Below are 25,500 nucleotides of genomic sequence, written 5' to 3'. Positions count from 1 at the left end.
GGCCGGTGCCACTTATCTGTGCGCTGCAAACACGTCCTTGCGAATCGAACCATGCACGCCCCAGTTCGCATCGACAACCTGCGTCACGCCGAAGTCCGCCGCGACCGACATCAGCGCGATCGCTTCGTCCTCACTCAGCTTGTGCACGGTCATCAGGAACCGCCGCAATTTGCGGAATGCATCGCGCATGGCTTTGTCGAGACTTGCATGCTGTGCGACTTCAAGCTGAGCGTTGGGTCCGAGCTCGGCCAGGTAGTTGGGGAACGTGAAGCCGTACACCGACCATTGCTGATCGGTTTCCAGCATCGGATGAGTCAGGCCCTCAAGCATGGTGCCACCGAGGTCTGCATTTTTGTGAAGAATGAATTCGAAGTCGCCCGTAAGCGACGTCTCGATTGCAGTGCCGCCGAGTTCACTGTCGCCCTGCGCCGCATGTGGATCGCCGACCGAGAAAAATGCGCCTTCGACCGCGACCGGGTAATACATGGTTGCGCCCTTGCCCACGCGCCAGTCGTCGATATTGCCGCCGGTGTAGCTGGGCGGAATCGAGCTGACAAAGTCCGCCTCGGACGGCGCCAGCCCCATCGTGCCGAAATGCAGCCGCGCGGGCACCTTGATGTCGGGAAGAATGTTCTCGCGCCGCTTGACGAGCGTGTGATCGACCTTCACCCCGGGATAGTCGATGTTCGTATGCACGATGCCATCCGGATCGGTCTGCGGCGTCCAGACATAGTTGTAGACGGCACGCGCGAAGGGTTCGCCGGTGGTATCGAGCTCGAAGATGGTCACGACTTCGCGGGGCTTCGGCTCTTCTATCAGATCGTGATACTGGAAGCCCCATGAGGCGGCAACGTTCGAACCGAAGCAACGGCCACGGTGACAGGCGCTGCAGCTCGGACGTGGGCGGACATCGAGGATACGAACTTCCAGCACATCACCAGGCTCGGCGCCTTCAATGAACACCGGGCCGGTCAGCAGATGGACGCCAACGCCCTCTCCCGAGCCGAGTTTGAAGGGGCCGTCGACCGGACCTGCGCCCCGGCGCGATACGGCCTTGTGCTCCCGCGTCCAGTGAAAGACGCTCTCGGCGCCCGGGTCTCCGGCAATCATGCGTTCATGGTCGTCGTTGGCATGATGCGTGAGCGTTTCGATGGTGGCGCGGTCGCCGGATTTCAGCGTCAGGCTCGGTGCGACCTGTTTGCTGAAGTATCCCCAATGCACGGTTTCAGGTGACACGGGAAGGATGTGATGCTTCATGTTCGGACCTCGGGGAGCAACCGCAGGCGGTAGTGTGTTTGCAGATTTTCTTGGAAGGCACCTGTCGTTCACTGGCGACCGGAGGTGCCCGGGAACATCTTTACGACATGACTTCCACGCGGCTGTCCGCCCCCATGACGCTCAGGAACCGCGCAGTCAGCGGATGGCATGGGCGCGTCAATACTTCATGCGCGGGTCCCTCCTCAACCACCGCGCCGCCGCTCAGGAACACCACGCGGTCGGCGACTTCATCGGCGAAACGCAATTGATGGGTCGAGATGATCATCGTCAGGCCGTCCTCGAATGCGAGACGCCGGATCACCTCAAGCACTTCGCCCACCAGTTCGGGGTCGAGCGCCGACGTCGGTTCATCGAGCAGCAGCACGCGCGGATTCGGTGCGAGCGCGCGTGCAATCGCCACGCGTTGCTGCTGGCCGCCTGAGAGATGGCGCGGCAGCGCATCGGCGCGATGACTCAGGCCCACGCGCTCCAGAAGTTCACGCGCGCGCTGATCGGCGGCCGCCGGCGTCAAGCCATGCACCCAGCGCAACGGGCCGGCAATGTTCTCGCGTGCGCTGAGATGGCTGAAGAGGTTGAACTGCTGGAACACCATGCCGACGCCCACACTTGCGCGCTCGTTTGCGAGATCGTGCGGATTCAGGCGCCGGCCATCGTCGCGAAAGCCCAGGCGCCTGCCGCCGACGCGGATCTCGCCTGCATCCCATTGTTCAAGATGATTGATACAGCGCAGCAGCGTGCTCTTGCCCGACCCGCTCGGACCCAGCAGCGCAACGACTTCGCCGGAGCGGATAGTGAGGTCGAAGCCATCGAGCACGGTCTGCTCGCCGTAGCGCTTTTGCAGCCCGCTTATCTGCACTGCTGCGCCGTTGCGCGACAACGCGTCGTACCGGGTCGCGCGCTCTGAAGCGCTTACGGGAAGGAACGCGGGCGGCATATCGGCTGCGGGTTCAGCGGCTGCGCCGCCCGGGTCAGGCTTTGATGCAGGCGTTGACCTGTACCAGGGCAGAAAGCGCCTGAAACCGTTTGGCGAGGCCGGCTTGTCGAGATCGAGCGCCCGTTCTATGGAGAGCTGAATCGCAGCGATAGCACCGGTCAGACATAAGTAGAGCAAGCCGGACGCAAAGAAGATCGAGAAGAAATCGAAGGTCGACGATGCGAGTTGCGTGCTGCGCAACGTCAACTCGCCTACCGAGATCACCGAAGCGAGCGATGAGTTTTTCAGCGCGCTGACGGATTCGTTTCCGAGCGCCGGGACCATCGTACGAATGGCCTGGGGTGCAATGATCCGCCGCATCAGCACGCCGGGCGTCATGCCCAGCGCCTGACCCGCGATGGTCTGGCCGCGATCGACGCCCAGCACGCCCGAGCGCAATATCTCCGCTATGAACGGACCTTCATTCAATGCCAGCGCCAGCCCCGCTGCGCCGATCGCGCTCAGTTTCAATCCGATGTGCGGTAGCGCATCGTATGCAAACACGAGCTGAAGGATCAGCGGCGTCCCGCGGAAGATGACCGTGTAGCCGCGTGCGATGGCCGCCAGCGGCCCGATCCGGCTGAGCTGCATGGCAGCCAGCACAAGCCCGACGACAAGGCCTCCTGCAAGACCCAGTGCCGTGACCGCGACCGTAAAGCTGATGCCCTCGAGCAGATACGGCAGCCGAAGGTAATGGAGAAAAAGATCCATCAGTTCGATACGATCAGCTTGGCCGGTTCGAGATTGCCCGCGCCGAGTTGCCACTTGTTGAGCAGCTCAGTCTGCGCACCGCTCTTCTGGATCGCGACCAGCGCGGCCATGATGGCGTCGCGGAACTCGGTCTTGCCCTTCGGTACGCCAATGCCGACCGAATACGGCAACGTCACGGCGGTCGCCTTTTCGAGCTTGTCCGGGAACGCCTTGACCGCCTGGTCGACGGTGTTGACATCGTTGATGTAGGTGTCGGCGCGGCCGGCCAGGATCGCCTGGATGCAGTTCGCGTTGTTATCGTAAAGCTGTACCGTTGCCTCCGGTTTGCCGGCGGCCTTGCATGCCGGTCCGAGGTTCTGGATTAGCGGAACCTCCACGTAGCCCGTGTTTTCAGCGGCTGTCGTGCCGCACATCGTCGTGTTGATGCCGGTGATTTTCTTCGGATTGCCCTTCACGACCAGCACGCCGTCGAACACCTTGGAGTAAGTGATGAAGTCGGCAGCTTTCGCACGTTCTTCGGTCGCGTAGATATCGGAGATGACAATATCTGCCTGACCGCTCTGCAAGGTCGTCAGCAGCGCGGCGAAGGTGACGGGCTTGTAGGTCATCGTGAAGCCGAGGCAACTGCCGATCAGTTCGCCAAGATCGATATCGAAGCCGATGTATTTGCTCGGGTCGTTCGGGTCCAGCGCCTCATAACCGGGCGTATGCGGATTGATTGCGTTGACGAGCGTCTTGCCCTTGAGTTGCGGATACTTGGCTTGCAACGCCGTGCATGCCGCCGGCGTAGCCGGACCCGCTGCGCTGGCTTGTCCCGACACGAGAAACAACACGGAGCACACGCTGCCGAGCAACGCCAGGCGTGCGTGGCTTTTGCCCAACCACGCGCTCATGCGCTGCCAACCCCGGCCAAAAATATTCTTGTTCATTGAAACGCTCCTATGCGGCTGATGACAATGGCTTGCACGACGCACGCCCTGTTGCATTGCACGACACGAGCGTATGTGAACGAAATCAACAAGACTTGTCTGCACGCGCACAACTGCTGGTACAGACGTGAACGCCGGTGTGAGCCGCTCACGGGTGCTTGCTGCGAAGCGTGCTTCTTCGTGCATGAGTGCGCTGCAATGGCGCATGCATGCACTGCATCCGACACACCACGCACGAATTTGCGCTGAATGGTCCAGCACGGCCGCGATTGCCGATGGCGCGAAGGTTGCTTTCAAGCAGTGCGTCTTGCCGCTTTCTTCTGGAGTTCTGCTTGGACCTGTTGCGCTTCACCACCGAGTCATACCCTGAAGTCGAACGCGTGCGCGAATGGAGTACGGTGCTCGACAGGCTCGGCTGGTACAGCAGGCTCAACGCCTCCGACCGCACGCTGCACGGCACTCTGACGTCGCAGACATCCACGGGCGGGTTCGAGCTCACGTCGCTCGCGTCAGTCGCGCAGACGCTGGAACTCAAAGCCGATCATGCAGACAGCCTCATGATCGTGCTGCTGCTTGACGGAGACGCCACGTTGATCGCAGACGATTTGCGCGAGCCGGTCGGCGTCCATGACATCGTCTATGCGTCCTCTCAACAGGCCGCATCGATCGCGTTTGCTTCGAGCTTTCGCGTGTTCGTCGTACGGGTGCCGCGAGATGCCGTCAATGCGCGCGTGCTGTCGCCTTTTTCGCTGCGGGCGGCGCGACTCTCGGGCGAAGCCGGCATCGGCCACGTTTTCTCGGGCTTTCTTCGATCGGTCGCGGAAAGCGTGGAGAGCTTGTCGGCGGGAGAACTTCGCCCGCTGGAACTGGCGCTGGCCGAGTTCCTTGTCGCGAGTCTTGCGGGACACGAACGCAAAGGTTCGTTCGGTGGGCTGACGCCTTCCCAGGCGGCGATTTTTTCTCGTGTGTGCCGGTTGATCGAAGCGAGCCTTGGCGACCCCGCGCTCAGCGTCGCGATGCTTGCCAAGGAAGAGCGTGTCTCGCCACGCTACGTGCAGAAGCTCTTCGAGACCGCAGGGCAAAGCTTCTCCACCTACCTGCGCTCGCGCAGACTCGAGCGCTGTCGTGCGGAACTGGTCGACCCGTTGTACGAAAAGGTTTCTGTCTCCGATATCTGTTTCAGGTGGGGTTTTAACGATCCCGCGCATTTCAGCCGTGTCTTTCGCGAGCGGTACGGTGCATCGCCACGCACATTTCGTCATGAGGCGAGTCTTGAGATCGCGCGGCATCTCGTGCGGCGCATCTCGCGTGGATTGCCCGTGAACGCGCCTGCCCTGCTCCTGCAAGCAAAACAGGCCGGCGCCGAGGCGGATGCGGATACGCTGGTGGCGCTCGAGAACGGCCTCGATGCAGTGCTTACCGAAGCCCCCGTGCAACGCGGCAAGCCGCGTCATCATCTGCTGCGCGCGACGGCCAACACCGTGCACTGGGGCTATTTCAGCCATGACCTGAAGCCGGTGCTGGAGGTGCAAAGCGGCGACACGGTCACGATCGAGGCGCTCACCCAGCATGCCGCCGATGACTGGGAACGCATGGTCGCGGGTGACCCGGGTGCCGAAAGCGTGTTCCACTGGACTTCAGAGCGCAAGAATGTGAACCGGCGCGGCGCCGGCCCGATGGACGCATCCATTTATGGCCGCGGCGCCGGCGAAGGTTTCGGCGTGCATATCTGCACGGGTCCGATTGCCGTTCGCGATGCCGAACCCGGCGACGTCCTCGAAGTTCGAATTGTCGATATTCACGCGCGCCCTTGCGCCAACCCGAAATTCCACGGCCGTGCGTTCGGCAGCAACGCGGCCGCGTGGTGGGGTTTTCATTATCGTGAACTGCTGACGGAGCCCAAGCCGCGGGAAGTCGTCACCATCTACGAGATTGACGCAGAACCCGCCGACGACGGCGTCACCGCTTATGCACGCGCCGTCTACAACTACCGATGGACACCGCAACGTGATCCGTTCGGCGTGGTCCATCCGACAATCGACTACCCGGGCGTGCCGGTCGATCACTCAACGGTTGTCAAAAATCACAACATCCTGAAGAACGTGACCATTCCAGTGCGGCCGCATTTTGGCGTGATCGCGGTCGCCCCGCAGCAGGACGGGTTGATCGATTCGATCCCGCCGTCAGCCTTCGGCGGCAACCTGGATAACTGGCGCGTCGGGCGTGGCGCAAGCGTCTATCTGCCTGTGGGCGTGGCAGGCGCGTTGCTTTCGATTGGGGATCCACATGCGTCGCAGGGTGATTCGGAGCTTTGCGGCACGGCAATCGAATGCTCGCTGACGGGCGACTTCGAACTCGTCCTGCACAAGAAAAAGACGCTGACCGACCAGCCCTTCGCCGACCTCACTTACCCGCTCGTGGAAACTGCTGAAGAATGGGTTCTGCATGGCTTCAGTCATCCTAACTACCTGGCGGAGTTCGGCACGAGCGCGCAAAGCGAGGTCTATCAGAAGTCGACACTCGATCAGGCCATGCGCGACGCATTCATCAAGACGCGGCGATTCCTCATGTCGACGAAAGGCCTGTCCGAAGACGAGGCGATCTCACTCATGTCGGTCGCGGTCGACTTCGGCGTCACTCAGGTCGTCGATGGAAACTGGGGCGTGCACGCGATCATCCGCAAGGCGCTCTTCGCGTCCGGTTCATGACGTCGTCAATAAACGCCCGGCAACCCGGCCGGACGATGTTTGAAACGACGATGCACCCAGTAGTATTGTTCCGGAAACCGAAGGATCTGCGCCTCGAGAAATGCGTTCATCCTGCGCGCATCCGTTGTGTCGTTGCCTGAGGGAAAGTCGATCAACGGCTCGAAGATCGTCAGCTTGTACCCCTTGAAGCCCGGCAATACTTCCGTAACGAATGGCACCACTCGTGCACCGGCTACCTTGGCCAGTCGTGAAACCGACGTGAGCGTACAGGCAGGTACGCCGAAAAACGGCACGAACACGGAGTTGGCCGCACCATGATCGAGGTCCGCCGCGAGCATCACGGGGGTTCCGGCCCGCAGCAACGCAATGACCTTTCTTGCGCTTGAACCGCGCTCGACCATCTCTGCGCCAAATCGGCCCCGTTGTTTCCGGGCGAGTTCGCACAAACGGACATTCGACATCGGTGAATACAGTGCTGCAACCGGCTGGCGCGTGGAGTAAAGCAGGCAGCCTACCTCGATTCCGACGAAATGGAAATCCATGAAAATGGTAGGGGGTGCATTGGCATCGGACAGGTCAATGCTGCTTTCGATCGTGATGCGCTTCGTGAGGGACTGCGCACTTCCGTACCATTGGATGCCCCGCTCGAAATAGCTTCGAATGACTTGTCGAAAGTGGTCACGACCAAGAATATCCCGCTCGTTCGCGCTTTTTAACGGGAAACAAAGGCCCAGGTTTATCAGCACGATGCGTTTTCGCCTGCTCGGAATCAGATAAAGCGCACCTCCGATTCCGCTGCCAAAGCGAGCGACCCACGAATATGGAAGAATCGATAAAACCCGTAACAGCCCGACAATGATGGCGAACCCAATTATTTTCAAAGAACGATCTCCTGCTTGAGGGCCGCCTACCGCGCGCCGTATATGTCCAACACCGCATTTTCAAAATGGTCGAGGCACCGGTGTTTTCAACTCTCGGCGAGCTGGGTAAGAACGAGTTAATGCCCCTCAAACTAACACGTCTGAGTGTCAGGCAAATAAACGGGCAAATCTCGAGCGCAGGGTTGTCCCTGATTATCCGTATTCAGTGGATCGATTTTCCAACTTTAATCTTGTTCGGGCCGTTGTCCTGGCAGTCTGAGCTGACGGATTTATTTGCTGGAAATAGAGGGTCCCTGCTTCGCGCGCTTCTTCGCTCCTGGAGAAGCAGCAGACGTGCTAGCCGAGCCCACGAACGGACCACAACTCGCCCGGGCCTCGAACCATGTCGGCATCAATTCAGGATCGGTGGCACCAGGTTCACGAAGCTGGGCAAGAAGCAGTTCCGCGGCGCGTCGGCCGAGCAGAGCCGTATCGCGCATGACCGTTGCAATGGGCGGATGGTGAAGGCGGCATAACGGCAGGTCGTCGCAACTTACCAGAGACAAATCCACGCCCAGCGTAAGGTTTCGTCGATGCACCGCACGCAGCGCACCTTCGAGCAACTGATTGCCACCCAGGATGACCGCACTTGGCGGGTTCTCGCCAGAAAGCAGTTCTTCGATGGCCTGCTCGCCATGTTCCGGCGACAAGCGTCCCCGGTGAACGATCAGGTTTCGCGCGAGGCCCAGACTGTCGAAGGCCGCCTCCACTCCACGAATCCGTTCGCGGGTCGGCCTAACGTCCAGTCCCACGACCAGTCCGATCCGGCTGTGACCGGCTTGAAGCAAATGGCGGCCGGCATCGCCGAGGCCCTGGAAGTGATCGGACAGCACATAGTGCGCGCCGATGTCAGAGGGCAAGGTGCGGTCGATCAGGACGACCGGCGCCTGAGCCCCGCGCAACGCAGCCAGCGTCGCAGGATCGTCCTCGAGCGCGGGCAACACGATCAGACCATCGACCTGGCGCTGTAGCAGGACGTCGATGCGCTGCGCATCCACTCCCGGGTCGCCGCCTGAGTTGGTCAGCAAGACCGAATACTTGGCAACGCTCAGCACGCTTTCCGCACCGCTCACTATCGATGCGATCAGCGGGTTATTGATGTCGGAGCCGACGAATCCGATCGAATGCGTCGCACGCCGGCGCAAGCTTTGTGCGAGCACGTTGGGCGCGTAGCCAAGCTGGCGAGCCGCGTCCATCACGCGCTGCGTCATCTGCGGACTGGAGCCGGGTTGACCTGAGAGCACCCGCGACACGGATGCGATTCCCACGCCCGCCAGTTCGGCGACCGCCTTGATGCCGGACTTCACGATGGCAGGTTCTGTTGTCTTGTTGCTCATCTCGAAATTTCCCAATCAATTCTTGACAACACATGTTTGAAGCAATTATCGTCTGGAAACGTTTCCGGAAACGTTTCCAGACGATAATTGAAGACGCGGGGTGTTTGTACCGGACGCGTCGAGCAATATCGCCGGCAAGCGTATCAAAAAGCAGCATTGTGAAGTCCGGCGGAGTTCGGTCAATGAAATGCCCGCGCCAACGCGGCATTGGTAGTGCCAGATACTGCGAGCGGCGTCGCTCGGAGCCGATGGAGACACGCTGCGCCTCGCGCGGCGTTCGTAAAAAAGAGGTTGCCTGTGCAAAGCACACACCGTCAATCGCCTGAAGTACGGCGTGCAGTCCGCAACGCCATTCTGAGCGCCATCGTCGGGACGGCGGTTGAATGGTACGACTACTACCTGTACGCGACGGCCGCCGCCACGCTGTTCAACAAGCTGTTTTTCCCGTCATACGATCATCTGACGGGCACTCTCCTGGCTTACGCAAGCTTTGCTATCGGATTCTTCGTGCGGCCCGTGGGCAGCGTGATCTTTGGACGGCTCGGGGACCGGATTGGCCGCAAGAAGGTGCTGATCATCACCCTTCTGCTGATGGGCGGCTCGACCACGCTGATGGGATTCCTGCCAACCTACGCCATGATCGGCGTCTGGGCGCCGCTCCTTCTGTGCGTCCTGCGGGCGCTGCAAGGACTGGGATCCGGCGCGGAGTACGCAGGCGCCGTCCTGATGGTGATCGAATATGCGCCCCCGAAACGGCGCGGCCTCTATGGTTCGTTGCCGTATGTAGGCGTCGCACTTGGCCTGCTGATGTCGCTTGCCACCTTTCATATTTCATCGAGCCTGTCGAAAGGTGCGTTCGAGCAATGGGGCTGGCGCATACCCTTCCTGCTGAGTGCGGTGGTGGTGATCCTCGGCCTGGTACTGCGCAGCTCGCTCAAGGAAACGCCCGCGTTCCTCGACCTGCAAAAACGCAATGCTGTCGTCAAGGCGCCGATTCGCGAAGTCTTCAGCACCTCGCTGCGCCCTATGCTGTGCGCATGGGGTGCGCGTCTTGGCGACAATTCGCTCGCCTATATCTACGAATCGTTCGTGATCGTCTATGTCACCCAGCAGTTGCATATGTCGCGCGACGTGATCGTGACAGCACTGATGTTCAGTACTGCACTGCAATTCGTAACCGTCCCGTTCTTCGGCTGGGTCTCCGACCTGGTGGGACGCAAACCCGTCTATATAGGCGGGGCGTTGATCTCCGGACTGGCGATCTTCCCGTTCTTTCGCATGCTTCAAAGCGGCGAGATCATATGGATCTACGCGGGACTCATCCTGGTTTCGTCGATAGCCAAGACGATGATGACTTCCGCGCAAAGTCCATGGCTCGCAGAGATGTTTCCATCGCGCGTGAGGTACACCGGCTTTTCCCTCGCCCGCGAGGTCACCTCGCCCATCTCGGGCGGCATCGCGCCGATGATCGCGGTCGGCCTGCTCTCAGCCGGCGCTGGCTCGCCTCATCTGGTCGCATGGTATGTCGTGGCGCTCGGCGTCATCACGGCGGTCTCGGTCTCCCTCGGACCGGAGACGCGAGGCCGAAATCTCGACGATCTAACGGCCAGTGCAGACGCTGCTGCACTCAAGAGCGACGCAGCACCGGCGCAAGCCTCACGGTAACAATCAAAGCACAGGACAAAACAGGAGTAGCCATGAAAATAACGAAAGTCGAACCACTGCATGTCGGTCAGTTCATGTTTGTTCGCGTCGATACCGACGAAGGAATCACAGGATACGGAGAAGCCGGCGCATGGGGGCATATCGAAGCGTCAGGCGCTGCCATCCGCCGTTTTGCCGAATATCTCGTCGGCAAGGATGCGTTTGCAATCGAACATCACTGGAATGTGATGCATCGCTTCAGCTACTTCCAGGGACTGGCCATCAACGCCGCGATTTCCGCCATCGATATCGCGCTCTGGGATATCAAGGGACGAGCATTCAACGCACCCATTTATGAACTGCTCGGCGGTCCGGTGCGCACGAAAGCGCGTATTTACGGGCATATCTACGAAAGCAATATCGAGAAGATCCTGGTGGAATGTCAGGCCAAGATGGAAGCGGGTTTTAACGCATTCGGTCACCTGAATCCATTCCTCGATGAAGGCAACGACCAGGTCTACTTCAAGACGCACATCAAGAAGATGCGCGATGCCATCGGCAACGTGCATCAGATGCGTGAAGTAGTGGGCGACCGCGTGGACTTGCTGATCGAATTGCATCGACGCCTGACGCCGGCCGAGGCGATCGTATTTGCGCGCGGCATTGAAGACACGCATCCCATGTTCATTGAAGACCCGATCCGTCCGGAGGGTCCCGACGGGATGGCCCGTGTGGCGGAAAAAATCCATATTCCGATCGCGACGGGCGAACGCTTTTCGACCATCTATGAATTCCAGACCTTGATGGCCCGGGGCGGCGTGGAGTATGCGCGCGTCGACCTGTGCCTGTGCGGCGGCATTACCGGCGCACGCAAAGTCGCGGCAATGGCGGAGGCGCACCATATCCAGGTCGTGCCGCACAACCCGCTCTCGCCTATCGGTCTCGCTGCATGCCTGCAACTCGATGCCGCGATCCCCAACTTTGCGATCCAGGAATACGCGACGGGCTTCGAGGCCGGAATCTTCGAATCGCGGCCGGAACATCTGGGCAGCAATATCGTCGACAAGGTGCCGTTGCCGAACCAGGGTTTCGTGGACATACCCAATGGTCCGGGGCTCGGCATGGCGTTGCTGCCGGATGCGCAGCGCATTCGTCCGCCCTTGTCCAAGCCCATTTCAATGAGACCGCATTTCGACGGTTTCGTCGTCGATCAGTAAACGGGCGAAGCGCCGTCCATCGCGCGATGGCGCTTACCCGGCCTCACGGCGCCCCTGCTCCGCAACGGTGTAGATGGCTTCCGGCATTGCCTCGAGCCGGGCCTTGGGGATGGGATCGCCACTTTCGTCCGAGAGGCCATAGGTGCCTTCGCTGATTTTCTGCAGCGCGCGCAGGATATCGCCAATGCGATGTTCATTCACGTTGCGCAGCGACTGGTTGATCTCGTCCTGTGCCATGTTCTGCGCGTCGTCCTCGAACTCGACCGCCTCGTCGTCATGCTTCTCCTGGGAAGTGCGCTCATCCGCGATCGTATTTTCCTCGCCGCCCAGCAGTTCACGGCGCATTGCCTCGAGGCGTGTGCGCTGCTGTGCGATAAACGCCTCACTCAAGTCGCCCTGTTGATCCGGCATGGTTGCCTCCTTTACCTTGAAACGCTAAGCGCTCCGGTTTGTATAACGTCGGCAGCCATGCACCCAGCTCCTGCAATGCATGGCCGTTGGCCTCGAGTGCCTTGTGAAGTCCCGGTACGTCGCTTGTATCGGCGAGGTCGGGCAGGCTCGAGCCCTTACGCACGGAGAGCCCGGGACTCTGCTTATTCAGGGTAATGTAAAAGCTGAATCCCTGCATCTCGACCACCTCATGCCACTTAAGTTTCATGACTGGCGTCAGCAACTGAAGAATCAAATCACTCAGTCACCCAAATCGCTCAGGAACTTGCGGGCCGGCGCAAAGAAGGTAACCCCGCTGACAGCCCGGGAGAAGTCGAGGATCCGGTCATGAAGCGGCGGAGGGTTGCCTATGAACATCCGTTCCAGCATCTTGTCGATCACCCACAGATGGCGCGAATAGCCAATGAAGTAGGTACCATACTCGCCGCGACCTGGAACGGCGAATGGCATGTTGTCCCTGAGGATGTCATGCTCACCCTCTGCGTCCTCGATCGTGCAGAGCGTCTTGTGGGATTTCTGGCCTTCCGTCGCATCCGGCAACTCGCTGTTGCTGAACTTGGTACGACCGATGATCGCCTCCTGGGTTTCCACACTCTGCGCGCGCCAGGCGCCCATGTCGTGCAGATACTTCTGGATCACAACATAGCTGCCGCCGGTATAGGCCGGATCTTCGTCGCCGACGATCGTCGCGGCCGGCAGGTCGAGGCCGTCGGGATTAGCGGTGCCGTCGACGAACTCCAGCAGGTCGCGGCCATCGAAGTAGCGAAATCCTGCGACGTCGTCGATTGCGGTAACAGAGTCCCCGAAGGCCTCGAGCAGAAGCTTCTCGAACTCGATGATCACGCCCATCGACTCGGCACGAATGTGATACAGCAGATCGCCTTCTGTGGCCACCGCGGTATGCTTCGCGCCGCGCACTTCCTTGAACGGCGCGAGTTCGCTGGGCGCCGGTTTGCCGGTGAGCGGCCCCCATACGCGATGTGAAATCCCCACGTTGCAGGTGAACACGCCGCCCTCGGTCCGGATCCTGACATCCTTGACGAGGTCATCGGTGCTCCCTACAACTGAGCGCGCTGTGGCAATCGACGCATCGTCGTCTTTCACGACGAGAATAAGGAATGCGGCTGCCGCCGACAACGGTGCATCGATGGATTGCGGCTCTGTATCGAGCGCGCGCCGGGCAGCGGAGAGTGGCGATGATGTCGGGCTCAAGATTTCTCCTGTGGTGTCGGTTGCGGCGTCCACTTCCATTATCGATGAAACCCTGGACGCATCAACTGAACCTCCCGGTTCTTCTTGTTGGGTTCAGTGAGACAGGTCGGTGGGCAGTTCGCCGATCTGCCGAAACATGCTGAGCCAGTCCTCGAGATGCCACGTCCGGGTGATCTTGCCATTCTTCACTTCGTGGAACGCGTGAATAGCGAAAGTCACTGGCTTCGACGTCGCCGCCACGCCCATGATCGGACCGGTTTGCGTTCCCGAGACACTCGCACGAACGGCGACGCGGTCGTCGCTGACGAGAACATCGAGCAGATCGATTTTCATATCGGGCAAGCCGATCGCCAGATTTCTGAATGCGGGAATCATCTGGTCCGGGCCGGACTGGTCGTCTGATATGGCGGGGATGTACTGCCAATCGCCCGCCACGACCGCGCGCAATTGTTCCATATCGTGCGCGGCGACCGCCTTGTAAAAATCGACGATGAGCTGCCGTTGCGCCGTGTGCGGCATTTGATGCAAATGTTCCATGTCAGCTCCCGGACCCACGATGAATGAACGGTTGATCGTTCCTATCTTAGCGCCGACGCGAATTTCGTTGTGTCACGCCGCAGACTTGGTGCGCTCCGCCGCCCGTTACCTCGTCGGCCCGCCGGCAAGCTGGCGCGTGTGGGTTCTCAGATTGATGCGATCGGAGGTGAGCTCGGCGAGCGTCTTGAGCGTTGCCCGCTGCTCGTCATTGATCTGCCGTGGCTTGTTGTCGATGACGCAAAGCGATCCCAGCGCGTAACCTTCGTAGTCCTTGATCGGAGCGCCGGCATAAAAACGAATCTCCGGCGTTCCGGTCACGAGCGGATTGCCGCGAAAACGATCGTCGGCAGCCGCATCTTCCACGACAAAAACGCCATTCTGCACGATCGTATGGTTGCAGAAGGCCCATAGGCGAGGCGTCTGGCGTTCGGTCAACCCGACCTGCGCTTTGAACCACTGCCGGTCGTGCGTCAGCAGACTCATCAGGCAAACCGGCGTTTGCAACACGTTTGCCGCCATCTGGACGATCTTGTCGAAGGCCGGCTCTAAAGGTGTATCGACCAGGCCCGTTCGGTTCAGCGCTTTGAGCCGCTCGTTTTCGTCGGGAGGAACCGGATATCCGCGCATGCGTTCCGACAGCGCAGGTACTCGATTCGATGCACCGGGCTCACCTTGCGCCAGGATCGTCTCGACGATCGCGCGAAGTTCTTCGCCGCCAGACTGCGGCGACGCCACCGATACCTGCTCACCGGGACGCATTTGCGCCACGACCTGCCCAGCGGTCATGTCGCCAAGAACGAGCACATGCGTATGCCCGAGCAACGGATCGATAAAAAGATGCGTGAGCATTGCGAGCTGTTCGAGGTTCGTATGTCCCACTTCAATCACTACGACCGCCGGCATGGTTCGGCCGATGATGGTCAGGGATGAGAGCGGATCGCTGTCGTCGATCGCGATCACCTCGCCCAGCGCCGATAGTGCTTCGCAAACTCGCGCATTGTTGAGCTTGCCCGCCTGAACCAGCATCACCGGTCTGCGCTTCGGCTCGGATGGCGCCAGCCGTTCGCGCAGCGCGATCACCTCGCTGCGACGCACGCGCCGGTGTCCGCCGGGTGTCTTCCACGACTCCAGTGCGTATTGCTCGATCCAGACTTGCGCGGTGCGCGTCGACACTCCCAGCAAGGATGCGGCTTCTCGGGAGGTGATGATTGGATCGTCCATGGTGCGGGAAAAAGTGGATTGGGCATGGACACACGCTAGGACAACGATTGCGCGGTCATTCCTACATCTTACCCGTTCGCGCAATCCCTATTCAGTAGAAATGCCAAAATTGGCAAATTTGGAAAAATCGCTAAAGTATCCAGCCTTCCACTCGTTAACCTTCCATGTACGCGTTCGCTGATTTCTTCGGGACCCGGAAAACACTGATCCGCTCAACCACAAAAATAGAGGTGTTCAATGAGATCGAAATCCTGGACCGTGCGCGGTCGGCTAGCAGCTTCGTATGGCATGTTGATGATGCTTCTCGTGGTGGTCGCGGGACTCGCGCTCATTGAACTCAGCGAGGCGAATCATCGGTTGAAAACGTATATCGATGGTGTGAGCGAGCGCGCCGACCTCGCCATGCGCGTGCGAACCGCCGTGGACCGGCGCGCGATCGCAGCGCGCAATCTCGTGATCGTCACCTCGGCCGACGACATGGCGGCAGAGAAGGCGGCGGTCCTCGCCGCGCACGACGATGTCCAGTCGAACCTGAGAAAACTTAACGACTCGATCGCCAGATCCGACGACCCCAACGCTAAAACGCTGATCGACGCCATTGCATCGGTCGAGCGCGATTACGGGCCCGTTGCACTGGACATCGTCAAGGATGCGCTCGAAGGCCGCCAGGATCAGGCGCGCGTGAAGATCACGTCCAAATGCCGCCCGCTTCTCGCCGCACTCGTGAAGTCGACCGATGATTTCGCGCTCTACACACGAGAACAAGCGGACAAGCTGGAAATACAGGCTGACAGCGCGTATGCGACGCAGCGCGCGATTCTTGTCGGGCTTTGCGCCCTGGCGGTGGCGCTTGCGCTCGCGGCCGGCGTGCTCATCACGCGCAGCCTCACCCGCGCGCTCGGCGCCGAGCCGGACATGTTGCGCGCCGAGGCCGAACGGGTGGCACGCGGCGAACTCACACCCTCCGACGCGTCGCTTGACGCGCACGAAGGCAGCGTGATGGCGTCGATGGCGAACATGCGTGCGAGCCTGATCCGGCTGATTGGCGAAGTGCGCGGAGCGGCGCAGAACATCGCGAATGGCTCGACGGAAATTGCCGCGGGCAACATCGACTTGTCCTCCCGTACGGAGCAACAAGCCGCGTCCTTGCAGCAAACCGCCTCGAGCATGGACGAACTGACCTCGACCGTGCGCAGCAATGCAGAGAATGCCGTGCTCGCGAGCACGCTTGCAGCGGACGCATCGAATGTCGCGACACGCGGCAATGAAGTCGTCGGCCGGCTCGTGAACAGCATGGCGGCGATCAGCGACAACTCAGGCCGGATTGCGGAGATCACTGGCATTATCGAAGGCATCGCGTTCCAGACCAATATCCTCGCGCTCAACGCCGCCGTGGAAGCGGCGCGCGCCGGCGAACAGGGGCGCGGTTTCGCGGTCGTCGCGTCTGAAGTACGCAGCCTCGCACAGCGTTCATCCAGTGCGGCCAAGGAGATCAAGGGGCTCATCTCGACGTCGGTTGACAATGTCCGCCAAGGCTCGCAATTTGCGGACGAAGCAGGCGTCACCATTTCAGAAGTGACAGAGGCCGTCTCGCGCGTCACCACCATCCTTGGTGAAATCTCCTCTGCCTCGGGCGACCAGAGCCGTGGCATCGAGCAGGTCAACCTCGCAATCACGCAAATGGACCAGGTAACGCAACAGAACGCCGCGCTGGTGGAAGAGGCAGCGGCCGCTTCGCAATCGCTCGAAACCCAGGGCAGACGGCTAATCGAAAGTGTGTCGCAATTCCGGCTTGCCACTGCGCCGGGTGGACACATGGCAGGTTGAGATCCAGATGACCGAGTCTTCGGAACCCGAGTATGAGAACGACCGGCTGACTGAACGAATTCAGCCGGTCTTCTCGACACACGTGCAGAGCCGCTCTACGACTGCTTGACCCGCATTCCGGCAGTCTCAACGCTGATCCGGTTCCGGCTCCGGGCTGCCGACATCGGGCACATCTGAAGGCGATGGTCCGGGGTTCGGAGCGTCTGGCGGCGTTTCGGGAATGGTTGAGTCCAGGGTTGCGAAATCCATGATATCTCCGGCTGAGTAATTTAAAGCGAATTGCAGGTCGCCCCATGCGAGGGGTGCATTGAACGACTACGGCGTGCTTCCGGGAAGCGCATTCAAGCGTATTTGTTCCATTGGCTCGGCCAAGATTTCTTTCATGACCGGTGTGGCCTGCGTGAGTGTGGGCGCCTTCATATGCGCCTGTAATGCAGCTTCGCTTTCCCATGCCTCGTATGTGATGAAGCGCGTCGGCTGCTCAAGGTCATTGAGCAGCGTGTACGCGAGGCAACCCGGCTCCGCCTGGAACTTGGGCAACGCGTCAAGCAGCAAGCCCTTCAACTGATCTTCCTTACCGGCACTCGCCTTCATGATGGCGATGGCATTCAAGACCTCAGCCATAGTTTCTCCTTGAATGTGCTACTAGCTGGCGGTTTCATCGTCCGATGGCGTTGCCTTGTTTTCATCTTCCTTCAAATGCGGCTTCTTCCCTGGCTGTGGAGCATGAACCGCTTCAGGAGCAATCTCCTCGCCGTGATGCTTTTTCTCTTGCTGTACTTTCTTGTCGTGTGCAACGTTGCGTGGATCAGTCATGGAAACCTTTAATGGAGAGTTGATGGGAGCGGGCTGAAACCGGCGGGAGCCGAACGTGCACGAATGCAGTTGCGGCGCGGGCGACAGCTTTTTTCGCCACCTATCAGGCCATCCGCAAGGCGCATGCCTCCATGACTCGCAGGGAGGGGCCGTCGGGTCCGCCGATGATTTTTGTCGCACAAACAGCAGGCAAGATTTTCGCGGATAGTCAGGCACGGCCATGCCACAAAACGAGGCGCCTCAAAGCGACACCGAACGCAGGATATCCAATGCCATCGACGGCAATCTGGATAGGTCTCGGAATTCGCCAGGCGCGAAGATGGGAAACGGAAATGCTGGAAGCGGCGACAAACCCCGATGCCGTACTGGACGCAGTAGAACAACGAAAGACAAACGATGCGTAATCGTCAGGCACGAAAGGAACACGTAAGCCCGGTCAAACAGTTCTCACCTAACGTCTTGCACGGATAAATAAGTCGTGTGCTAAGGTTAGTAAAAACCCTAGCACTGAAATTTCAGACAGGACGCGCCATGCAAACACGTTCCAATTTGCTTGAACAGCCATCGACGACATTTCGCACCGCACACTCCCGCATTGAAGCGATGCTGGAACAACTGCAGCCTACCAATGAAGCGGAGCGCGAAGCGTTTCAGATGGCTCGAAAGCTAGCCGAGGCCGGAGATGCCGAAGCCGCTGAACTTGAAATGAGTGAAGTGCTTGCGCGTCGCCGTTATCGCGTGGGCGGCCCGCTTAATACTTCACGTTAAAACATTGCCTCAAGCTGCGTGACGGGCTTTCACCAGACTCGCGGCTTGCGCGACTCCGGGGCCGTCGTTTCGCTTGCTACCCTCATCAAACTTCTTCAGTCTGGCGCATGCGCGGCAGCATGCGGTCGAATTCACGCTTGACGATGCCGTAGCACTCGCACGCACGCGCTTCAAGACCGGCCCGATCGAGCACCTTGATGCAACCGCGGCTGTGGTGAATCAGGCCCGCGTCATGAAGCTTACCCGCTGCTTCCGTCACACCTTCCCGGCGCACGCCCAGCATGTCGGCAATCATCTGCTGTGTGACCTGCAGGTTATTCGTCGGCGTACGATCGATCTCGATCAATAACCAGCGGCACAATTGCTTGGAAAGCGAGTGATGACGGTTGCATGCGGCCGTCTGCGCCACTTGTGTCAACAGCGCTTGCATATACAGCAGCATCAGGCGGCGCAGAAAATCGGAACGGTTGAAGTGCTCACGCAAGGCGCTTGCGCTCATCCGGTACGCGAACCCGCTGCACTGGACCTGAACGCGCGTGGGCATGGTGTCGCCGCCCGTCAGCACTGGAACACCTGTCATGCCTTCGCGTCCGATCGCGGCGATCTCGGCCGAACCGCCGTCTTCCATCGTGTGAAGCAGCGAGATGATGGCGGTCGTCGGGAAATACACGAAGTGAATCCGCTGTCCCGAATCACACAGCAACTGGTCCGTACGTAATTGAACGAGCTCCAGGTGGGGCGTGAGCGCTTGCCATTCGTGCGCCGGAAGCGCGCCCAACAGATGATTGCCGTGCAGGTCGGATTGAAGCGTCAACATGATGGTCTTCTCTTATATTTTTGCGCTGTGCGCCGTACTTTTTTATTCCAGCCTGCCTTGAGTTCAGTGGATGCATCTGGTGGCATCCATCGTGAACATCAAAGCGGCCAGCCCCGTAAGCAGTTCTCGTAATTGTCGTATTGCCTGTTTGTCGTTCCGGCTTTTACGACACCAGCGAGTGCTGCACCTTACTATTAGCGAGGACCGTGCCAAGAGGGGCGAAACCCAATGCCGGCAAGGGGGCAGGCTGGATATGCCGCACCGCACACAGGACCCGAAAAGATTTATGTTTCACTTCTGAACATTGGGGCGGAAGTATGCGCGGAACCATCCGACGAATGCCATCCGCGGGTTTTGTCTGCCGAATGCCTTGCCAGTAGCGCCTTGCGGACTTAAATGCCTGCTGAAACACGTTGAAATTAAGGGGGATAAACCCCTACAGACAGGCCATTCATCAGGCGATTTAAAAATGATGCAGAACTGTTCCATCGAGCTGAGTTGAATCGCCCGAGGGACGCCCGATGTATCGCCGAGCCCCGCGGGTGTGGCGAAAGCCCAGTGTGGGCGGGGTCCGCTTCAACTTGCATGCGAATTCGGAGGCGAACTGAAAATGTTGCGTTCTTGTTTTAATGCTTCGAAAGCGAACGTGTTCTGGCGAACATCGTGGCGGTAGTGGCAGAACGATAGAGCCAGTGCCCCGTCAATGCCCTTGACGGGCCAAACGTTTGCGAAGAAATCTCAGCGCGACCACGACTCGACAATATCTAAGCGAGCCGCAACGCGAGAGATTCCCCGGGTTTCGTCCCGGCGTGCGCGCCGCAATGCCATCCCCGATAATGACCCGTCCATGTGGCGAACAAAAGGAAGCCAACCCATGTCAACACTCGACGACTACGAGCCGGCCATCGATACCGATTCTCTTTTGCTGAAGTGGATCCGCCGCGCGCGCGAGTCGCAGATGAGTCACTACGACATGGCCAACCTGCTCGGCAGACGCAATCGTGGACTGGGCGTCTCGGTGATCGCGCTCACTGCCCTGATCGGGACCGGCGCGTTCTTGTCGATGATCGCCACAGGCGTATCGCCTTTGGTGAGGATCGTGATCGGTCTGGTCAGTGTATTGGCATCGGTGATGGCGTCGCTGCAGACGTTCCTGCGCTATGCCGAGCGAGCCGAGCAGCATCGCGCGGCAGGCGCCCGTTATGGCGCCATCAGGCGAAGGCTCGAGGCCATTTATGCGCGGTCGCCGGACACGCGTGCGGCACACGATTTCGTCGAGATTCGCGAGGAACTCGACCGCCTGGCGCAGGAAGTCCCGAACGTGCCGACAGACGTCTTCGTCAAGACGCAGCAGGACATGTCGGCAGGCGAGCGCAGCGGCTCGAAATGAATCGTCAATCGGCCACAGTGCCCATCAACGCGCGCACGTGCACGGTCGTGCCGGCAGCCAGGGCTTCAAGGCTATAACCGCCTTCCAGGATCGAAACGATGCGCCCTTCGCACGCGGTATCGGCGATACGCACCAACTCCGTAGTGATCCATTCGAAATCGCTGTCCTCGAGGTTCAGACCCGCAAGCGGATCGAGCCGATGTGCATCAAAACCCGCCGAAATGATGATGAGCTGAGGATCGAACTCGCGTATCGCCGGCAGCATGCCGGATTCAATGCGCGTGCGGAACAGCGCGGAATCGCAGCCGCGCGGCAACGGCACGTTGACGATGTTGTGATCCACGCCTGTTTCGGATGCCGCGCCCGTTCCCGGATATAAAGGCGACTGGTGACTCGACGCGTAGAACAATTCCGGGCGGTTGAAGAATGCAGCTTGCGTGCCGTTGCCATGATGGACGTCGAAATCGACGACCGCGACGCGTTCAAGCTGGAACGTTTCCAGGGCGTAGGCAGCGGCAATCGCGGCCTGGTTGAAGATGCAGAAGCCCATCGCTCTCGATGGTTCGGCATGGTGACCGCACGGCCGCGTCGCGCAGAATGCGTTGCGGGCGTCCCCGTTCATCACGGCATCGACGCCAGCACACGCCGCGCCGACGCAACGCATCACAGCCTCCCATGACCCCGGCGACATTACGGTATCGCCGCCATCGAGCGGCACGTAGCCGTGGCTCGGCGCCATTTCGGCAACGTCGTCCACAAATTCTGGATCGTGGATCAACTGGACCTGTTCGATCGTGCCAAGCGGCGCGTCGCGCCATTCGAGCGATGCAAACTCAGGCGATCGCAATGCGTCCAGCACGATTTTCAGACGTTCCGGTGACTCTGGATGATGCGGTCCGGGACGATGTTCGAGGCAGGCGGGATGGGAGAGAATGATCGTGCTGTGCATTGCAATGAACGCCTCAAGTTTTGCTGCAACTCAAACCAGCAAGCTTAAGGCCGTCCAGGCGTACACGATAATCAGACATTGTTTAACGAATCATAGGTCTTTGCTTATGCATGACCTGAAGCGTCAATATTTTGCTGTTTCAACGGGTTGGGTCGCGGGCGCGACGCTTGAACCGCTTGCGGCAAATGGGGTAGCCGCCAGAGCCGAGGCCGAAGGCGAGCCGCCCGTGTCCACCAGTTTCGGTCCACCGCCGCGATAACTCGCGACCCAGACGACCGCAGCGACCGCGAGGCCAATCAGTATGGGCACGATCACCACGCCGCGGGTCTTGTGTCTCATCGAAATCTCCGGCGCACAGATGCGAAACCTACGCGCCAAAATAGTTGATCACCAGCCGCCGGACGCCCCACTGCGACTCCGAGACACTGATTTCACTGATACGTCTTGCACGGACGTCGCTCAAGAGCCGGTCCATCCCCTCGACCGAGTCGCAATGATACGCGTGCGTCGCGACATGAACCCCGCCGCCCGTCCCCCTCGCGAGGTCGGCGCGGATCTGAACGAGCTGGGACATGACCGATTGCACACCTGTCACAAAGATATACGGTTCGTCCGTGTGACCAAGCGAAGCTTTTCGTGCCGATTCGTTTTCTCGATAAAGCGTCACGCCGCAGGCCGGGAATCCTGCGCCGGCACGGTGCTGACGTCCGCGCGCAAGCCGTGCGCGGTCAACAGGCGGTAAAGCGTGACTCGCGAGATGCCGAGTTCCTGCGCGGCGTCGCTGAGACGTCCGCGATGACGCAACAATGCAAGCTCGATAGCCTGCCGTTCCGCGGATTCGCGCGCCTGCGCAAGCGACACCGGTGCGACTTCAACGTAATCGGCGAGTTCGAGATCGCTGGCGCCGATCTGCTGCCCTTCGGACATCACGATTGCCCGCCGGATCCGGTTGATCAGCTCGCGCACGTTGCCGGGCCAGCCGTAGTTGTGAATTGCAGCGATGGCATCGGGCGCAAAGCCGCGCAGTTTCCGGCTCGCTTCCTTCTTGAAGCGGTCGAGCATGTGCTTCGCCAGCAATTCGATGTCCTTGCCGCGTGCGCGCAACGGCGGTTCGTCGAGTTGCAGGACGCATAAACGGTGGTACAGGTCGGCGCGAAAGCGCCCTTCGATCATCGCGGTTTGCATGTCCACGTGCGTGGCCGAAATGATGCGCACATCCACGGGTGTCGACCCGTGTCCGCCAAGCCGTTCGACCTTGCGCTCCTGCAGGAAACGCAAGAGGCTCGCCTGGCTTTCGAGCGGCAGGTCGCCGATTTCATCGAGGAAAAGCGTGCCGCCGTTCGCCGCTTCCACCCGTCCGATCTTGCGTTGATTCGCGCCGGTAAACGCGCCGCGCTCGTACCCGAACAGTTCCGATTGCAGCAGATGCGCGGGAATGGCGCCACAGTTGATAGCGACGAACGGCTCATCTCGGCGGGTCGAGCGTTCGTGAATGGCGACTGCGGTCAGTTCCTTGCCCGTGCCCGATTCGCCCGAAATGAAAACGGGCGCATCGGTCATCGCGACCTTGCGGATTGAGCGGAACAACGTAAGCATGGCCTCGCAGGATCCGACCATCTCGCCTTCGGGATGGCCGTCGCGTACGTCATTCGATGTATTCACCTGCAACGCCACCATACCGAGCGCGTGGCCGACGGCATCGACTACGCGGTCATCCGAGGTGGGCAGCGTGATGTAGTCGAAGCAATAATCGCGAATCAGGCCGCGCACAGTCGCGTCTTCCAGGTCTTCACGATGGCCGAGCGCAACCCAGCCTGTCATCGAACTTGCCAGAAGTTCGTGAAGGTAACGCAGGTCCGCCGGAAATTCGAGCGACGAAAAGTCGAGAATCCCCGCCGACGGTTGCCGCGGCCCTGCTTTGGGTACCGAACCCGGTTCGAGCACCTCGACTTTCCACGCACGTTCCTTCAGGCGCGCCCGCAAAGGCGGATGCAGCGTGCGTCCTACGTAGTAAAGCGGCCTTTTTTCCCCGTGCATGGTTTTCTCTCATTGCTTTATTTGTATGACGTAGTATGCACGCTGCAAGCGGGTCCGAGTATCCGGGGCAAACGTTAAACCGGTTTTGATTCTTTAGATCAATTTAGAAACTTGATATAAATAGTTGAGGCATGATTTGCCGTTGCAGGCTCATGGATCAGCAGGGATAGGAAAAATGTGCGGAAATGGCCGGTAGCATGACCGGCTATCCCTTAAGTTAAATTGTCGCCTGATTAATTAAGGCGCTTGAGCTGGCCGTCATCGGCATACCAGTCGACCGTGACGCCGCTCGTGTTAACCGTCACCGCACGTGGCTCACTGAACTGATCGAACGATTCGATCCCGGTCTCCCGCCCTACCCCGCTGTTCTTGAAGCCGCCCCAAGGCGAAGCCGGGTCCAGCCGGTGGTGATCGTTGATCCAGACCATCCCGAACACCAGTTTGCTCGCCACGCGGTGGGCTCGCGCCACGTCGAGCGTCCACACGGACGCCGCAAGACCGAACTGAGTGTCGTTGGCAATGCGCAGCGCATCCGCTTCGTCCTTGAAGGGCATGATCACCGTGACTGGACCGAACACTTCCCCCTGGCCGAGTTCCGATTTCGGATCGACATCATAGAACGCGGTGGGTTGCAAGTAGAAACCTTCGCTGAGATGCGCGGGAATGCCGCCGCCCGCAAGCAGCTTGGCGCCGTCAGCAATGCCGCGTTCCAGCATGCCGAGAATGCGCGCACGCGAGCGTCCGGAGATGACCGGCCCCAGTTGCGTGTTGAGATCGGCGGGATCGCCCACGCGGATCGCCTCGACCTTCGCGCGGAATTTCTCCAGGAACTTCTCGTAGATGGTTTCCTGCACCAGCAGGCGCGCGCCGCACACGCACGTCTGCCCCGCTCCGATAAACGCCGCGAACGCCGCACCGTTCACCGCGCGATCGATGTCCATGTCATCGAACAGGATCACCGCGCCCTTGCCGCCGAGTTCGAGCGTCGTCAGCGCAAAGGTCTGCGCGGCCGCTTCACCGATCGAGCGACCGACCTCCGTGCCGCCCGTGAACACGACCTTTGCAATCAGCGGATGGCGCGCGAGCGCGGCGCCTGCTTCCTTACCCTCGCCGTTGATCACGTTCACGACGCCGTCCGGAACACCCGCCTGCTGCAATAAAGCAACGAGGCGAACGGTGGTGAGCGGTGTCTGCTCCGACGCCTTGATCACGACGCTGTTACCGGTCGCAAGCGCAGGCGCCAGGCTCTTCGACAGGATCATCAGCGGATGATTGAACGATGTCATCAACGCACACACGCCGAGCGGCACGCGCTGCGTATAGCAAAGATACGGCCCTTCGATAGGAATCACATCGCTGCGGCGCGTGAGTGCAAGCGCGGCGAAGTATCGGTAAAACTGCGGCAAACGCGATATCTGCGCACGCGTTTCGACGATCGGCCGGCCGTTGTTGAGCGTCTCCAGCTTGTAGAAGTTTTCGAGGTCGGCTTCGAACAGATCGGCAAACCGGTTCATCACGCGCGCACGTTGCTGGAACGGCATGTCGCGCCATACGCCGCTTTCAAACGCGTTGTGTGCGCACTGCACCGCGCGGTCCACATCCTCGGCAGATGCCTTCGACAGCGTGCCGATCGCCGCGCCATCGGCCGGATTGATGATGTCCATGGTCTCGCCCGAGGCGGCATCGACGAACTTCCCGTCTATGAACAACTGCGCGCTCAGGAACTGCTTGTTCACTGCATCCATCTTGCTTTCTCCGT

At 60.0% G+C, this 25,500-nt stretch carries 25 protein-coding genes; 6 read left to right on the top strand and 19 right to left on the bottom strand.

The annotated features are described in order from the left end of the window. Positions 1-12: 12 nt before the first annotated feature. The 3 genes from AXG89_RS16235 to AXG89_RS16225 all read right to left on the bottom strand — a co-directional run bounded on the left by AXG89_RS16235 (position 13) and on the right by AXG89_RS16225 (position 3,891). Positions 13-1,257: an acetamidase/formamidase family protein gene (locus AXG89_RS16235; RefSeq protein ID WP_062170845.1), complete on the bottom strand. Its 1,245-nt coding sequence runs from the start codon at positions 1,255-1,257 to the stop codon at positions 13-15. 100 nt (positions 1,258-1,357) lie between these two features. Further along, the gene (locus AXG89_RS16230) at positions 1,358-2,962 is read right to left on the bottom strand and encodes an amino acid ABC transporter permease/ATP-binding protein (protein ID WP_062170843.1); all 1,605 of its coding nucleotides are present in this window, start codon (positions 2,960-2,962) and stop codon (positions 1,358-1,360) included. After that, entirely contained in the window at positions 2,962-3,891 is a 930-nt protein-coding gene (locus AXG89_RS16225; RefSeq protein ID WP_082771481.1) for an ABC transporter substrate-binding protein, read from the bottom strand. Before AXG89_RS16225 ends, AXG89_RS16230 begins: the two co-directional genes overlap by 1 nt. A 332-nt stretch (positions 3,892-4,223) precedes the next feature. Here AXG89_RS16225 and AXG89_RS16220 point away from each other — a divergent pair, with 332 nt between their 5' ends. Then, positions 4,224-6,599: an acetamidase/formamidase family protein gene (locus AXG89_RS16220; RefSeq protein WP_062170841.1), complete on the top strand. Its 2,376-nt coding sequence runs from the start codon at positions 4,224-4,226 to the stop codon at positions 6,597-6,599. Positions 6,600-6,604: 5 nt separating this feature from the next. On the opposite strand, the gene AXG89_RS16215 is transcribed toward AXG89_RS16220, so the two are convergent. Both AXG89_RS16215 and AXG89_RS16210 read right to left on the bottom strand, forming a co-directional pair. Next, on the bottom strand, positions 6,605-7,480 hold the full coding sequence (locus AXG89_RS16215) for a lipid A biosynthesis lauroyl acyltransferase (protein ID WP_062002942.1): 876 nt from the start codon (positions 7,478-7,480) through the stop codon (positions 6,605-6,607). A gap of 269 nt (positions 7,481-7,749) precedes the next feature. Beyond that, complete coding sequence (locus AXG89_RS16210) at positions 7,750-8,856, bottom strand: LacI family DNA-binding transcriptional regulator (protein ID WP_062170839.1); 1,107 nt, start codon at positions 8,854-8,856, stop codon at positions 7,750-7,752. A gap of 297 nt (positions 8,857-9,153) precedes the next feature. On the opposite strand from AXG89_RS16210, the gene AXG89_RS16205 reads away from it, so the two are divergent. Both AXG89_RS16205 and AXG89_RS16200 read left to right on the top strand, forming a co-directional pair. Then, positions 9,154-10,521, top strand: a complete 1,368-nt coding sequence (locus AXG89_RS16205) for an MFS transporter (RefSeq protein ID WP_062170837.1) — start codon at positions 9,154-9,156, stop codon at positions 10,519-10,521. Positions 10,522-10,553: 32 nt separating this feature from the next. Next, positions 10,554-11,717, top strand: coding sequence for a mandelate racemase/muconate lactonizing enzyme family protein (locus AXG89_RS16200; RefSeq protein ID WP_062002939.1), 1,164 nt, complete (start codon positions 10,554-10,556; stop codon positions 11,715-11,717). 33 nt (positions 11,718-11,750) lie between these two features. Here AXG89_RS16200 and AXG89_RS16195 read toward each other — a convergent pair whose 3' ends face one another. The 5 genes from AXG89_RS16195 to AXG89_RS43030 form a co-directional block, all read right to left on the bottom strand. Further along, positions 11,751-12,128 carry a TraR/DksA family transcriptional regulator gene (locus AXG89_RS16195; RefSeq protein ID WP_062170835.1) on the bottom strand — a complete coding sequence of 126 codons (378 nt, stop codon included), beginning with the start codon at positions 12,126-12,128 and terminating at the stop codon, positions 11,751-11,753. Next, a complete protein-coding gene (locus AXG89_RS16190) occupies positions 12,100-12,375 on the bottom strand; it encodes a hypothetical protein (protein ID WP_062170833.1) in 276 nt (91 codons plus the stop codon). Before AXG89_RS16190 ends, AXG89_RS16195 begins: the two co-directional genes overlap by 29 nt. Before the next feature lie 32 nt (positions 12,376-12,407). Further along, entirely contained in the window at positions 12,408-13,379 is a 972-nt protein-coding gene (locus tag AXG89_RS16185; protein WP_062172541.1) for a Dyp-type peroxidase, read from the bottom strand. A gap of 93 nt (positions 13,380-13,472) precedes the next feature. After that, entirely contained in the window at positions 13,473-13,916 is a 444-nt protein-coding gene (locus tag AXG89_RS16180) for an ester cyclase (RefSeq protein ID WP_062170831.1), read from the bottom strand. A 105-nt stretch (positions 13,917-14,021) separates the two neighbouring features. After that, positions 14,022-15,089, bottom strand: a complete 1,068-nt coding sequence (locus AXG89_RS43030; protein ID WP_236873494.1) for a GAF domain-containing protein — start codon at positions 15,087-15,089, stop codon at positions 14,022-14,024. Between the two features lie 285 nt (positions 15,090-15,374). Between AXG89_RS43030 and AXG89_RS16170 the strand changes: the two genes are divergently transcribed. Continuing rightward, on the top strand, positions 15,375-16,964 hold the full coding sequence (locus AXG89_RS16170) for a methyl-accepting chemotaxis protein (RefSeq protein WP_062170826.1): 1,590 nt from the start codon (positions 15,375-15,377) through the stop codon (positions 16,962-16,964). A gap of 126 nt (positions 16,965-17,090) precedes the next feature. Here AXG89_RS16170 and AXG89_RS44150 read toward each other — a convergent pair whose 3' ends face one another. The 3 genes from AXG89_RS44150 to AXG89_RS16160 all read right to left on the bottom strand — a co-directional run bounded on the left by AXG89_RS44150 (position 17,091) and on the right by AXG89_RS16160 (position 17,780). Further along, the gene (locus AXG89_RS44150; protein ID WP_256701233.1) at positions 17,091-17,213 is read right to left on the bottom strand and encodes a hypothetical protein; all 123 of its coding nucleotides are present in this window, start codon (positions 17,211-17,213) and stop codon (positions 17,091-17,093) included. Between the two features lie 66 nt (positions 17,214-17,279). Further along, positions 17,280-17,588, bottom strand: a complete 309-nt coding sequence (locus AXG89_RS16165) for a putative quinol monooxygenase (RefSeq protein WP_062170825.1) — start codon at positions 17,586-17,588, stop codon at positions 17,280-17,282. 21 nt (positions 17,589-17,609) lie between these two features. Then, a complete protein-coding gene (locus tag AXG89_RS16160) occupies positions 17,610-17,780 on the bottom strand; it encodes a hypothetical protein (protein ID WP_086382831.1) in 171 nt (56 codons plus the stop codon). Positions 17,781-18,311: 531 nt separating this feature from the next. Here AXG89_RS16160 and AXG89_RS16155 point away from each other — a divergent pair. Beyond that, entirely contained in the window at positions 18,312-18,548 is a 237-nt protein-coding gene (locus AXG89_RS16155) for a hypothetical protein (protein WP_062170823.1), read from the top strand. Between the two features lie 85 nt (positions 18,549-18,633). On the opposite strand, the gene AXG89_RS16150 is transcribed toward AXG89_RS16155, so the two are convergent. After that, the gene (locus tag AXG89_RS16150) at positions 18,634-19,365 is read right to left on the bottom strand and encodes a Crp/Fnr family transcriptional regulator (protein ID WP_062002931.1); all 732 of its coding nucleotides are present in this window, start codon (positions 19,363-19,365) and stop codon (positions 18,634-18,636) included. A gap of 874 nt (positions 19,366-20,239) precedes the next feature. Here AXG89_RS16150 and AXG89_RS16145 point away from each other — a divergent pair. Continuing rightward, positions 20,240-20,755, top strand: a complete 516-nt coding sequence (locus tag AXG89_RS16145; protein WP_062170821.1) for an SLATT domain-containing protein — start codon at positions 20,240-20,242, stop codon at positions 20,753-20,755. A 4-nt stretch (positions 20,756-20,759) separates the two neighbouring features. On the opposite strand, the gene AXG89_RS16140 is transcribed toward AXG89_RS16145, so the two are convergent. From AXG89_RS16140 to AXG89_RS16120, 5 genes are all read right to left on the bottom strand, one after another. Further along, entirely contained in the window at positions 20,760-21,704 is a 945-nt protein-coding gene (locus AXG89_RS16140; RefSeq protein ID WP_062170819.1) for a histone deacetylase family protein, read from the bottom strand. 123 nt (positions 21,705-21,827) lie between these two features. Next, on the bottom strand, positions 21,828-22,043 hold the full coding sequence (locus AXG89_RS16135; RefSeq protein ID WP_062170817.1) for a hypothetical protein: 216 nt from the start codon (positions 22,041-22,043) through the stop codon (positions 21,828-21,830). Positions 22,044-22,071: 28 nt separating this feature from the next. Then, positions 22,072-22,278, bottom strand: coding sequence for a hypothetical protein (locus AXG89_RS16130; protein ID WP_143325597.1), 207 nt, complete (start codon positions 22,276-22,278; stop codon positions 22,072-22,074). 89 nt (positions 22,279-22,367) lie between these two features. After that, a complete protein-coding gene (locus AXG89_RS16125; protein ID WP_062170813.1) occupies positions 22,368-23,741 on the bottom strand; it encodes a sigma-54 dependent transcriptional regulator in 1,374 nt (457 codons plus the stop codon). Between the two features lie 233 nt (positions 23,742-23,974). Next, entirely contained in the window at positions 23,975-25,486 is a 1,512-nt protein-coding gene (locus AXG89_RS16120; protein ID WP_062170811.1) for an aldehyde dehydrogenase, read from the bottom strand. Between the last annotated feature and the right edge of the window lie 14 nt (positions 25,487-25,500).

It is taken from the genome of Burkholderia sp. PAMC 26561 (assembly GCF_001557535.2).
In the GTDB taxonomy this organism is placed as follows: domain Bacteria; phylum Pseudomonadota; class Gammaproteobacteria; order Burkholderiales; family Burkholderiaceae; genus Caballeronia.
The sequence above is the reverse complement of the archived record's forward strand: the minus strand, read 5'-3'. Positions and strand labels throughout refer to the sequence as shown.